The following is a 12,213-nucleotide window of genomic DNA, read 5'->3' as shown; positions in this document are numbered from 1 at the left end:
CGGTGGTCCGGCTCGAACGCGCCTGGGGTGGGCCCGCACCGCGTCTATTTCGGACCCACATCATGCGTGGAACTGGCAACAAGCTTCATCGCCGCCGCAAGGAGAAGTGCCGCGCCCGGCAGTACAAGACCGTTCCAGTCCAGCATGCCTTCGGTTTCCGCCACAACGGTCGCAAAATGAACGACGAGGTAAAGGATGATCACCTCGATGAAGAGGATCTTCATTTCCGCGACCGTGTTGAGGATCATCCATCTGGGCACCCTCTTCCTGACTTCGTCCGAGACGTCGATGACGAAACCGAACGTGATCGCATAGCCGAAGATGGTGAGCACGATGCCGAAAAGAAACTTGTCCGTCGCGCGCAAGACGGCGGCGGTCACCGAAAGCTCCGGCTCGGTTCTGACGAAGGCGAAGGCGTTGCGTAAGAGAAGCGCGCCTTCGAAGAACATCAACAGCGCGCCGCCCAGGACTCCTATGGACGCCAGGATCATGATGTAGCGGAGGCTCAAGAAAAACGAGATCATTGGCCTTGCTGCCTTATTTCATGCAGGTGCTGGCGACAGACGCAGATTAGCACAACTAAATCTGGTCGGGTCCCCCGGGATTTTACAGCTTGAAGTTTTGAAACTAAAGGTACAACGTTTCCGCCGTGCCACCTACAGCAACGCGCGTCCTGTCGGGCGTGCAAGGGACGCTGTAGCACTTGGGATTGCTGCATGTGCAGTGGAGGCCGCTCAACGGCAAGTGCTTTTCGTTCGATCAGGCAACCGTGACGCGGAGGCCGCATGACCAGCACTGCTCAGAAACTCTCGCTTGCTTCTCTGTCCGCGCTCGTCGTCGGCTCCATGGTAGGGGCGGGCATATTTTCCCTGCCGCGCACCTTCGGCAATGCGACCGGACCCTTCGGCGCGATCGTGGCCTGGTGCATCGCAGGAGCGGGCATGTTCACTCTGGCTCACGTGTTCCGGGTGCTCGCGGAACGCAAGCCGGATCTCGATGCCGGCGTCTATGCGTATGCGAAGGCCGGCTTCGGTGACTATGCCGGCTTCCTATCGGCCCTCGGCTACTGGCTGGTCGGCTGCATTGCCGATGTGTCTTATTGGGTGTTGATCAAGGCCACCCTCGGGGCGTTCTTCCCGATCTTCGGAGACGGCAACACGGTCGCCGCCGTGCTTGTCTCCTCCGTCGCGCTGTGGGGCTTCCACTTCATGATCCTGAGGGGGATCAAAGAGGCAGCGGCCATCAACACTGTCGTCACCGTGGCAAAGATCGTCCCCATTGTGATCTTCATAGTCATCCTGCTCGGCGCGTTCGAGACCGGCCTCTTTCGCGCCAATTTTTGGGGCGGCGCGGGCATGCCCGAGGCGAGCCTGTTCGAGCAGGTTCGTGCAACCATGCTGGTCACGGTTTTCGTGTTCATTGGCGTAGAGGGCGCGAGCGTCTATTCGCGCTACGCCCGCAAACGTTCCGATGTGGGCGTGGCCACGACACTGGGTTTCGTGGGCGTTCTGGGATTGATGGTGCTGGTGACGCTGCTGCCCTACGCCGCCCTGGAACGGCCGGAGATCGCAGCCATGCGGCAACCCTCGATGGCGTCCGTGCTGGAATCCGTCGTCGGGCCATGGGGCTCGGTCTTTGTCAGTGCCGGTCTGATCGTTTCCGTGCTCGGAGCCTATCTGGCATGGTCGCTGATCTGCGTCGAGGTGCTCTTCTGCGCCGCCAAGAACGGAGACATGCCGAGCGTTCTCGCCAGGGAGAACAGCCGCAACGTTCCTGCTGCGGCTCTGTGGCTGACGAATGGGGTGATCCAGTTCTTCCTCGTCAGCACGCTGTTCTCCGAGGACGCGTTCCTGTTGATGGTAAACCTGACGAGCGCAATGGTCCTGGTTCCGTACCTGCTGGTAGCAGCCTACGGCTTCCTCGTCGCCCGGCGCGGCGAGACCTATGACATCAGGCCGGAAGAGCGGTTCCGCGATCTGATCTTCGCGGGTGCCGCCACGGTCTACACGGCTTTCATGATCTATGCCGGAGGCCTGGAATTTCTGCTGCTTTCCACCATCCTCTACGCACTTGGAACGGTCCTGTTCCTTTACACAAGGCGTGAGCAGCAGAAGCCGACGTTCAACCCTCGGGAATGGCTCGTCTTCATGACCGCAGCAGCCGGATGCGTTTTCGGCATCTACCGTCTTGTGACCGGCAACATCACCTTGTAGATCTTCGAGAAAACTGCAGCAATTCAAAGTGTTGCAGCTTCCTTTGCGCGAAATGCGCAGCGCTTTGGTGCATACCCGTCGTTGTGTCGGCATATCAGCGTATATCGATTCCCTCTAGGAATCTTGAAGATTACACGCTAACATTGCGGTCAGAGGGTCCAAGCATGTTATAGAGGTGGTGCCAGAAGCGGATAACCGCTTCGCGTCGAAAGCCTATGGCAAGGTCCACAAGCTCCTCCGGCATCACCAGCGATACCAGATCTGATCGGCGTCCGCACCGGCGTGGACGGCCCCCTACATCGGTCAACCCGGGAGTAGCGCGATGGCGATCAAAGCTGAGCAGAAGCTATCCCTTTTCGCTCTGACCAGCATGGTTGTCGGTTCCATGGTCGGCGCAGGCATCTTCTCCCTCCCGCGAACATTCGGCATCGCCACAGGGCCGTTCGGCGCAATCATCGCCTGGTGCATTGCGGGCGGCGGCATGTACATGCTGGCGCGCGTCTTCCAGTCGCTGGCCGAACGCAAGCCCGATCTCGATGCCGGCGTTTTCGCCTATGCCAAGGAAGGTTTCGGCGACTATCCGGGCTTCCTGTCCGCCTTCGGCTACTGGATCGGCAGTTGCATCGGCAACGTGTCGTATTGGGTGCTGATCAAGTCCACGCTCGGCAATTTTTTTCCAGCCTTCGGCGACGGCAACACCGTCATCGCCATCCTCGTCGCATCGGTCGGAATTTGGCTCTTCCACTTCACGATCCTGAGGGGCATCCAGCAGGCGGCCTTCATCAACACCGTCGTAACCGTCGCTAAGGTCGTTCCGATCATCGCCTTCATCATCATCCTCTTCTTCTTCTTCAAGCTGGACCTGTTCCGCCTCAACTTCTGGGGCGGCGAGGGGATGCCGGAGGCAACGCTCCTGCAACAGATCCAGGCGACGATGCTGGCGACGGTCTTCGTCTTCATCGGCATCGAAGGCGCGAGCAACTATTCGCGCTATGCGCAGACGCGCTCCGATATCGGCACGGCCACGATCATGGGGTTCATCGGCGTCAGCGCACTGATGGTGCTGGTCACGCTGCTGCCCTATGCGGCCCTGACGCGCCCCGAGATTGCCGCCATGAGCCAGCCTTCGATGGCCGGCGTGCTTGCAGCCGTCGTCGGCCCCTGGGGAGCGGTTTTCATCAGCATCGGCGTGATCGTCTCGGTGCTTGGCGCCTATCTCGCCTGGTCGCTTGTGTGCGCGGAAGTGCTCTACGTGGCTGCGCGCACGGACGACATGCCCCGGGTTTTCGGCACCGAGAACCAGAACAAGGTCCCCGCAGCCGCGCTATGGCTCACCAACATCGTCGTTCAGCTGTTCGTCATCAGCACCTATTGGTCGCGGGATGCGTTCGCGCTGATGCTGAATCTGACAAGCTCCATGTCGCTGATCCCCTACCTGTTCGTGGCCGCTTTCGGGTTCCTGCTGGCACGACGCGCCGAGACCTACGAAGTCAGGCCGCAGGAGCGCAACCGCGACCTGATCATCGCCAGCATCGCCGCCGTCTACACGTTTTTCATGATTGTCGCCGGCGGCATGAAGTTCGTCCTGCTTTCGGCGCTTCTCTATGCCCCTGGCACCATCCTCTATTTCTGGGCCAGGCGCGAGCAAGGCAAGCAGCTCTTCAACACATCCGTCGACTGGCTGATTTTCGCGGCCGCAGTCATCGGCTGTATCGCCGCGATCATCGGTTTGTCCACCGGCTACCTGACGATCTGAAAAGGAGATGTGTCATGTCTTCTGAAAGCTCGACCCACACTTTCGGCGTACACTCCGAGGTCGGCCAGTTGAGAAAGGTGATGGTGTGCGCGCCGGGCCACGCCCATCATCGTCTGACACCCAGCAATTGCGACAGCCTTCTGTTCGACGATGTCCTATGGGTCGACAACGCCAAGCGCGACCATGTCGACTTCATGAACAAGATGCGCGACCGTGGCGTCGAAGTTCTCGAGATGCACAACCTGCTGGCCCAAACGGTGGCAATTCCAGAAGGCAAGAAGTGGATCCTCGACAATCAGGTCGTGCCGAACCAAGTCGGGCTTGGGCTCGTGGACGAGATCCGCAGCTACCTCGAAGGGCTGCCTGACCGTGAGCTCGCGGAGACCCTGATCGGCGGGTTGTCGACCTACGAGTTCCCCGAGACGCTTGGGGGCGAGATGTTGCAGCTGATCCGGGACGCTGCCGGGGTGGCGGAGTACCTCCTGCCGCCGCTGCCCAATACGCTCTATACGCGTGATACCACCTGCTGGATCTACGGCGGGGTGACGCTCAATCCGCTCTATTGGCCGGCGCGCCACGAAGAGACGATCCTCGCCGCCGCCATCTACAAGTTCCACCCCGACTTCGCCGGCAAGGTCAATGTCTGGTGGGGCGACCCTACCAAGGACTGGGGTCTCGCCACGCTTGAGGGTGGCGACGTCATGCCGATCGGCAAAGGCAACGTGTTGATCGGCATGAGCGAGCGGACGTCGCGGCAGGCAATCAGCCAACTCGCTGCGACCCTGTTCGAAAAGGGCGCAGCGGATCGTGTGATCGTCGCCGCAATGCCGAAGCTGCGTGCAGCCATGCACCTCGACACGGTGTTCACCTTTGCCGACCGCGACTGCGTGCTGATCTACCCAGATATCGTCAACGCCATCTCTGCCTTCTCCTACCGCCCCGGGTCAAAGCCGGGAACCGTGGACCTGCGCAAGGACGAGGGCAGTTTCGTCGACACCGTGCGCGATGCCCTCGGCCTCAAGGCGATGCGCGTGGTCGAGACGGGAGGCAACGACTACATGCGCGAAAGAACACAATGGGACAGCGGTGCAAACCTCGTCTGCGCCTCGCCCGGCGTCGTCTTCGCCTATGACCGCAACACCTACGCCAACACGCTGCTGCGAAAGCAGGGAATCGAGGTGATCACCATTTCCGGTGCCGAGCTCGGACGGGGACGCGGTGGCGGCCACTGCATGACCTGCCCGATCATGCGAGACGCAGTTGACTATTAAGGTCGACGGTTCAGGCCGCGACCGACCGTGGCCCCTGCTCTAGGTTGCTGAATGTTCAAGCCGGATGCGGAGAGGGTGGTCACTCAAGAAGGAGCATGCCATGACTCGAAGGACACTCTCTTTCGCACTCGCCATATCGGCCGCCCTTGCCGCCGGCTGCGCCACAGAACAGAATCAACGCGGCTTGACCGGCGCTCTGGTGGGCGCTGGAACTGGCGCTGTGGCAGGCCAGCTTATCGGTGGGAACACAACGAGCACGGTCGCCGGTGCGGCTGGCGGAGCTCTTGTGGGCGCCGCGGTCGGGACTGCAACAACCCCGTCCTACAATCGTGGCAACTGCAGATACAGGCAACCGGACGGCACGATCATCATCGCTCGGTGCCGATGATTCCGCCCTTGCTCGCATCTCAGAAGAAGCTTGGCCCGCAACGCGCTAGATTAGAGCCAGCCTTCGAGCTCGCGGCGCACCACGTGGTTGAGCACCGCCATGCCTTCGGGACTGTCGTTCAGGCAGGGGATGTGCGCGAATTTCTCGCCGCCATTGTGATGGAAGCTTTCGGCTGCCTGGCCGGCGATTTCCTCGAGCGTTTCCAGACAGTCGGAAACGAAGCCCGGATTGATGACGGCGATGCGCTTGACGCCGTCTTTGGCGAGCTTCTCGACCGTCGCGTCCGTATAGGGTTGCAGCCATTCCTCCGGGCCGAAGCGCGACTGGAAGGTCACCTGCAGCTTTTCCTTCGTCCAGCCCAGCTTCTCGCGCAACAGCCGCGCCGTCTTCTGGCACTGGCAGTAATAGGGATCGCCGAGATCGAAATAGCTCTTCGGGATTCCGTGGAAGGAGGCCAGAACCACCTCGGGCTGCCAGTCGAGCTTTGCCAGATGGTGCTCGATCGAGGCGGCGAGCGCATCGATATAGACCGGGTCGTCGTGATAGGGCGGCACGGTGCGCAGTGCCGGCTGCCAGCGCATCTTGAGAAGCGCCTCGAAGGCCTTGTCGTTGACCGTCGCGGTGGTCGCCGCCGCATACTGCGGATAGAGTGGAAACACCAGAATGCGCTCGCAGCCCTGTTTCTGCAGCGCCTCCATGCGCGAGGTGATCGACGGCTGGCCGTAGCGCATCGCCCAATCGACGACGAGATGCGAATGATCGACAAGTGCCTCGGCCATCGACGCGGCCTGGTTGCGCGTATAGGTGCGCAGCCAGCTCTCATTCCGCTCCTTGTTCCAGATCAGCTCATAGGCCTTGCCGACCTTCTGCGGACGCGTGTTGAGGACGATGCCGTAGAGGATCGGGTACCAGAAGAGGCGCGACCACTCGATGACGCGCCTGTCGCTCAGGAACTCCTTGAGGTAGCGACGCATCGAGGTGTAGTCGGTGCCATCAGGCGTGCCGAGATTGACCAGCAGCACACCGACCTTTCCGGATTTCACGGGCGGGTGAGCGGCGGCGGTCGGTTCGGCAAGTACTTCTGTCATCGTCTTCCTCATGGGCGCCTATATGTCCTCAGACGCCTCCAGTTTCAAATCCTTCTAAAAACAAAAGCCGGCGCGGGAAAGCCCGCGCCGGCTTTTGCCATAGAGGCAAATTGTCTTACTTCGCCGGAATCTCCAGTTCCCGCCCGATATGCAGGGCCCGCGGCTCGGGGTCGCCATTGGCTTCGGCGATCTTTTTCCACTCGACACCGTTGCCGTAGAAGGACTCGGCGAGATCCCAGAGCGTGTCGCCCCTGGCGATGACGTGCTTCTGCGGACCGCCGGCGGCGGCTGCCGTTTCGCCCGATGGCTGGGCAGCGGGTGCTGCGGCAGCGCTCTCGGCCGGCTTGGTTTCCGCAGCCGGCGCGGTCGCCGTGGCGCCCGCCGCAGCGGCGGCCTCCGCGATGCGGCCGTCCGTATAAGGCTTGAACGGCTGATGCGCGGCGAGATAGTCGGCCAGCACCGTTTCCAGGCCCGGGCCGTAGTCGTAGGCGTTCTCGCCCTTGGCCTTGAAGACGGCGTAGCCGTCACCACCGCCGCGCATGAAGTTGTTGCTGACGAGCGAATAGGTCTTTTCCGGATCGAGCGGCTTGAAGGCGTCCCCTTCCTTCACTTCGACCGAAACCAGCCGGCTGCCGGCGGGCTTCGAACGGTCGAAGGAAAATTTGAGGCCGGCCACCTGCGGGAAGCGCCCGCCGCCTTCCTCGACCTGGCTGACGCCGTTCTCCAGAGCAGCACGAATATCGGCGCCCTTCAACTGGAAGGTCGCGACGGTGTTCTGGAACGGCAGGACGGTGATCACTTCGCCCATCGTCACGTCGCCGGCGTCGATCGAGGCCCTGAGGCCGCCACCATTGGTGATGGCGATCGTCACGCCCTGGCCCTTGACGCGATCCAGCATGGCGTCGGCGACGAGACTGCCCATCTCGCATTCCTTCGCCCGGCAGTTCTCGCGCGATCCGTCGATCGGCGCTTCCGTCTTGGCGACGACCTTGGACCTCAACTCCTCGATCGGCTTGGCAAGCTCCTTGATGCGGGCGACGACTGCCTCATCCGGCTTGATCTTGGAGTCGACGAGGATCGGGTCGCCCTTGGCCGCCTTGACCACGCCACTGTCGTCGAAGGTGACGACGAGATCGCCGAGATATTTGCTGTAGGAGCCCGCCTGGACCACCGGCACCTTGTAGCCGCCGGGATTGTCGACCATCGTCGGATAGGGGCCTTCGGCCTTCTCGTCGGTATTGGAGAGCAGGCTGTGCGAATGGCCGCCGACAACGACGTCGACATCCGGGATCTTGGCGATTGCCGCAAGGTCGCGCGGATAGCCGACATGGGTCAGCGCAACGATCTTGTTGACGCCCTGTTTCTTCAATTCCTCGATCGCGCTGGTGATCGTTGCCACGTCCTCGCCGATCAGGATGTCCGGCCCCGGCGAGGAAAGCTCCGGCGTGTCGTTGGCGACCGCACCGACGATGCCGACCTTCTGGCCGCCGACATCCAGCACGATCGACGGCTTGATCCGGTCGCCGATCTTCGATTTGTGGCTCGGCAACACGTTGGCGGTCACGACCGGGAAGGTGACCTTGTCGAGGAAACTGGCGAGCCCGTCCTCGGCTTCGTCGAACTCATGGTTGCCGACGGTCATCGCGTCGAACTTCATGAGGTTGAGGAATTCCGCTTCCGCCGCGCCCCTGTAGGTGGTGAAGAAGAGCGACCCTTGAAAGTTGTCGCCGGCATTGAGCAGCAGCACGTTCTTGCCGGTGAGCTCCTGGCGCTTCTGGTCGATCAGCGTCTTCAGCCGGGCGACGCCGCCGAAGCACTCGTTCTTGCCTTCCTCCTCGGCCGAGCAGGTCGAATCGAACTTGTTGATCGGTTCGATGCGCGAATGCAGGTCGTTGATGTGCAGGATGTTCAATTCGTAATCGGCGAAGGCGGCGCCCGATGAGAGGGCGAGAAGGGATGCGGTGAGAAGACCGGTCCGCATGTATCTGATCATGATGTTCTCCTGTTGCCTGTCGTCTTCAGCCGATTGCAAGCCCCGAAAGGAAACCCTCTCCTGGCCGAGTGGATTTAGCAGGCGGGATGTTTTCATCAGTCGCGCCGGACTTCAAGCGCTAAACGCGCCCCTCCTTTGCCGGATTCCAACTAGGGTTAAGCCGGATTCAGAAACAAAGAAGCCCCCGGGTTGGGGGCTTCGCAGAGGTATTGTCTTTTGATCCTGCTCAGCCCTGGCGGGCGAGCGAGAACTGGGCGCCGGCATCCGTCGTGCAGTTCAGCTGCGTCGGCGTCACCAGCGCGCAGTTGACCCTGGATTGGGTCTGGCGCACCAGCGAGGTCATGTTGATCTCGACGAGGGTCGGGCTGACATTCACATAGGTGCCGGAGGCGAGAAGCTGATTGTTATCGGTGGTGCGCGTCGAGAACGTGCCGGCGGCGAAGGTGGAAACGATGCCGTTCGGATCGACCCAGGATCCCTCCACACCGCCAGCCCGCGCCTGTGGCGCCTGGCGGATTTCCCTGGGGGACGACTGGCATGATGCAAGCGCCGCGGCGGTTGCCAGGACGGTCATTATGGCGAGTGGCTTCATCGGCGTTTCTCCCGCGTCACGAGTTGAAGCGGGATGCAACCGCAACCGCTACAGACTTCTTCTCGCCCCGCTCTACCGCATATTTCGCTCCGCCGGAACCGGCTTGACGGCAAATTGAGCAGCAGAGCAACGTTCTGGGGCGACTTTGTACGCCGGGCGTTGCACCCAAGCCGCAGGGGAGTTTCGATTTCGCGGCCCGATCGTGGGTTGCAGGCAATTGCAGGAAGCGACGAGCGCGGCGCGAAAATCATGTCGAGGCGCCCGGAGCGGCGAGCTCCGGGCGCGATCGATTCCAACGGGTTAGAGCGGGATGCGGGCGGAAACCGCACGCACTTTTCCTCATCCCGCTTTAGCGGACGAGGATGTTCTTGAACTGCCAAGCATCCTTGGTGTCGATGTCTTCGGGGAAGAGGCCGGGACGGCCGTCGAGCGGCGTCCAGTCGGTATAGTGGCCCTCGACCGGACCGAGATAGGGAAGCTGCACTTCGAGGCAGCGCTTGTAGTCCATCTCGTCGGCTTCGACGATGCCGGCCTTCGGGTTCTCCAACGCCCAGACCATTCCGGCGAGAACGGCGCTCGTCACCTGCAGACCGGTGGCGTTCTGATAGGGGGCGATGCGGCGGGTCTCTTCCAACGAAAGGCGCGAGCCGTACCAATAGGCGTTCTTGTCGTGGCCGTAGAGGAGCACGCCGAGTTCGTCGATGCCGTCCTCGAGTTCGGTCTCGTCCAGGACGTGGTGCACCGGTTGCGATGTTCCGCCGTTGCCGAACATCTCGTGCAGCGACAGCACCGCGTCGTTGGCCGGATGGTAGGCATAGTGGCAGGTCGGACGATAGGTGGCGTCGCCATTCTTGTCGTGCACGGTGAAGAAGTCGGCGATCGAGATCGATTCATTGTGGGTGACGAGGAAGCCGTATTGCGGACCGGGCGTCGGGCACCAGCTACGCACCCGGGTGTTGGCGCCCGGCTGTTCGAGATAGATCGCCGCCTTGCAGCCCTTCTTGTGCTTCCTGGCGTTCTTCGGCATCCAGGTTTCATGGGTGCCCCAGCCGAGCTCGGCCGGCTGCAAGCCTTCCGAGATGAAGCCCTCGACCGACCAGGTGTTCCAGAAGACGTTGAGCGGCTTCGGATGCTTGGTGCGCTGGGTGTCGCGCTCGGCAATGTGGATGCCCTTGACGCCGGCTTTCCGCATCAGCTTTGCCCAGCCTTCGCGGTCGTCCTGGTGCGGCTCCTCATATTTCAGGCCGAGATCGTCGGCGAGGTTGAGGAGCGCCTTCTTGACGAACCAGGAGACCATGCCCGGATTGGCGCCGCAGGTCGAAACGGCCGTGGTGCCGCCCGGGTTCTTGGCCTTTTCGCGGCGCATCGTCTCACGCAGCGCGTAGTTGGTACGGGCGGCGTTGTCCATTTCGGCGTCGAAGTAGAAGCCGAGCCAGGGTTCGACGACCGTGTCGATATAAAGCACGTCGAGCTTGCGGCAGAGCTTGATGATGTCGAGCGAAGAGGTATCGACCGAGAGGTTGACGCAGAAGCCCTGGCCGCCGCCTTCGGTCAGGAGCGGCTTCAGAACTTCCTTGTAATTGTCCTTGGTCACGGCGGTGCGGACGTGGCGCACGCCATGGCGCGCAAAGATCTCCGTGTCCTTGGCGTCCTCACGGGGCTCCACCACGATCAACCGGCTCTTGTCGTATTTGAAGTGGCGCTCGATCAGCGGCAAGGTGCCGTGGCCGATCGAACCGAAGCCGATCATGACGATCGGGCCGGTAATCTCGCCATAGACCGGGTAGCTGGTGTCTGCCATTTTTGCGTCTCTCCTGACAAAACGTCTCTGTGTGCTGCTTGAATGCGCGCAGAAAAGCGCGCCTGGGGATTTCTCTGGGGCTGCCGGATTCAACTGAAAAGCCGCCGCGGCTGCCCTTGCGCGGCGCTGTAGAGCATAGTTTCATGTCACAATAAAGGGCCGTCGGGTCAACGGCGATTTGTGATGTTGCTTAACCGGCTATCGATAGCAAGACGGAGATCAGGGCCTCCCGTTTGCTGGCCAGGCCCTTGTAGGCCGCCTGCGGCAGGGTCAATTCGTTGAGCTGCTCGATGAAGGCACGGGCAAGCGCGGCCGCGTCGGGTCGGTTTCTGAGCGCGGCGAGCGGATCGGAATAGATGCGGATGGTGAAGACGATCGCGCCGCTTCGCGGCAACTTGCGCAGCGTCTGCCTTTCGACCCGGATGAAGGTGCCGTCCTCGGTCAGCCGGACGGCCTCGGCGCCGATGCCTTCCGATTTCGACTTGGGTAGATGCAGTGCGCCGCCGACATTGACCGCCCAATTGAATCGCTCGACGAAGCGGGCCGGCGAGAGATTGTCGAACATGCGGGCGATCAGCTCCGCATTGCGGCTCCCCGCTTCGAAGCCCGGCACCGGGGCGTGGATCTCATCGAGCGACCGGCCGAACTTTTCGCCGAGAGACCAGGACGATGGAAAGGCGACATAGCCGGCGGTGAGGCGCCATTCGCCGTCCTTGCTTTCCATGATCGCCAGATCGTCCTGGATCAGCGACCCGGCGGTGACGAGCGGGACGTCATCGTCGAGCCCCACACGACGGCTGCCGGCGATGATCGCACCGTTCTCGCGCCGGTAGACCTGCGGGTAGCGGTGCGGGAGATAGTCGGTCAGAAAATCGAGGAGCTCCGTTTGGGCCATCTCCGTTCCGGCCTCGGCCGCAAAGACGCTGCCGCGATCTGCCGCCAGCAGCCGCGCCTTTTCCGAGAGATAGAAGTCCAGCGCCTCGTCCGGCTCAATCCATCGGTCGGGGTCGAGTTGCGTCAACCCGATCGTGAAGGGCTTCGACGAGCCGTCGTAGGGTGTGTGCTTCATCTGCGATTTTGGCACATTCTGCGGCTTGATCATTTTCTCTTC

Annotated in this window: 10 protein-coding genes; 4 read left to right on the top strand and 6 right to left on the bottom strand. The window is 61.8% G+C overall.

All coding sequences use genetic code 11. From position 1 onward, the window contains the following. Positions 1-44: 44 nt before the first annotated feature. A complete protein-coding gene (locus NGR_RS25425) occupies positions 45-524 on the bottom strand; it encodes a YqhA family protein (RefSeq protein WP_012709357.1) in 480 nt (159 codons plus the stop codon). A 261-nt stretch (positions 525-785) separates the two neighbouring features. Between NGR_RS25425 and NGR_RS25420 the strand changes: the two genes are divergently transcribed. The 4 genes from NGR_RS25420 (at position 786) to NGR_RS25405 (ending at position 5,628) form a co-directional block, all read left to right on the top strand. Then, positions 786-2,213: a basic amino acid/polyamine antiporter gene (locus NGR_RS25420; RefSeq protein WP_012709356.1), complete on the top strand. Its 1,428-nt coding sequence runs from the start codon at positions 786-788 to the stop codon at positions 2,211-2,213. A 322-nt stretch (positions 2,214-2,535) separates the two neighbouring features. Next, positions 2,536-3,969: a basic amino acid/polyamine antiporter gene (locus NGR_RS25415; protein WP_012709355.1), complete on the top strand. Its 1,434-nt coding sequence runs from the start codon at positions 2,536-2,538 to the stop codon at positions 3,967-3,969. A 14-nt stretch (positions 3,970-3,983) separates the two neighbouring features. Next, on the top strand, positions 3,984-5,240 hold the full coding sequence (locus tag NGR_RS25410; protein ID WP_012709354.1) for an arginine deiminase: 1,257 nt from the start codon (positions 3,984-3,986) through the stop codon (positions 5,238-5,240). Between the two features lie 100 nt (positions 5,241-5,340). After that, positions 5,341-5,628 carry a glycine zipper 2TM domain-containing protein gene (locus tag NGR_RS25405; protein WP_012709353.1) on the top strand — a complete coding sequence of 96 codons (288 nt, stop codon included), beginning with the start codon at positions 5,341-5,343 and terminating at the stop codon, positions 5,626-5,628. Positions 5,629-5,678: 50 nt separating this feature from the next. On the opposite strand, the gene hemH is transcribed toward NGR_RS25405, so the two are convergent. The 5 genes from hemH to NGR_RS25380 all read right to left on the bottom strand — a co-directional run bounded on the left by hemH (position 5,679) and on the right by NGR_RS25380 (position 12,204). Then, positions 5,679-6,716 carry a ferrochelatase gene (gene hemH, locus NGR_RS25400; protein WP_012709352.1) on the bottom strand — a complete coding sequence of 346 codons (1,038 nt, stop codon included), beginning with the start codon at positions 6,714-6,716 and terminating at the stop codon, positions 5,679-5,681. Positions 6,717-6,831: 115 nt separating this feature from the next. Then, entirely contained in the window at positions 6,832-8,709 is a 1,878-nt protein-coding gene (locus NGR_RS25395) for a bifunctional metallophosphatase/5'-nucleotidase (protein WP_012709351.1), read from the bottom strand. Between the two features lie 226 nt (positions 8,710-8,935). Beyond that, positions 8,936-9,301, bottom strand: a complete 366-nt coding sequence (gene omp10, locus NGR_RS25390) for an outer membrane lipoprotein Omp10 (RefSeq protein ID WP_012709350.1) — start codon at positions 9,299-9,301, stop codon at positions 8,936-8,938. Positions 9,302-9,650: 349 nt separating this feature from the next. Beyond that, entirely contained in the window at positions 9,651-11,102 is a 1,452-nt protein-coding gene (locus tag NGR_RS25385) for a homospermidine synthase (protein WP_012709349.1), read from the bottom strand. A gap of 190 nt (positions 11,103-11,292) precedes the next feature. Next, complete coding sequence (locus NGR_RS25380) at positions 11,293-12,204, bottom strand: heme-dependent oxidative N-demethylase family protein (protein WP_012709348.1); 912 nt, start codon at positions 12,202-12,204, stop codon at positions 11,293-11,295. Between the last annotated feature and the right edge of the window lie 9 nt (positions 12,205-12,213).

This window comes from Sinorhizobium fredii NGR234 (genome assembly GCF_000018545.1).
Classification (GTDB): Bacteria; Pseudomonadota; Alphaproteobacteria; order Rhizobiales; family Rhizobiaceae; genus Sinorhizobium; species Sinorhizobium fredii_A.
This window is presented reverse-complemented; position numbering and strand designations above follow the sequence as displayed.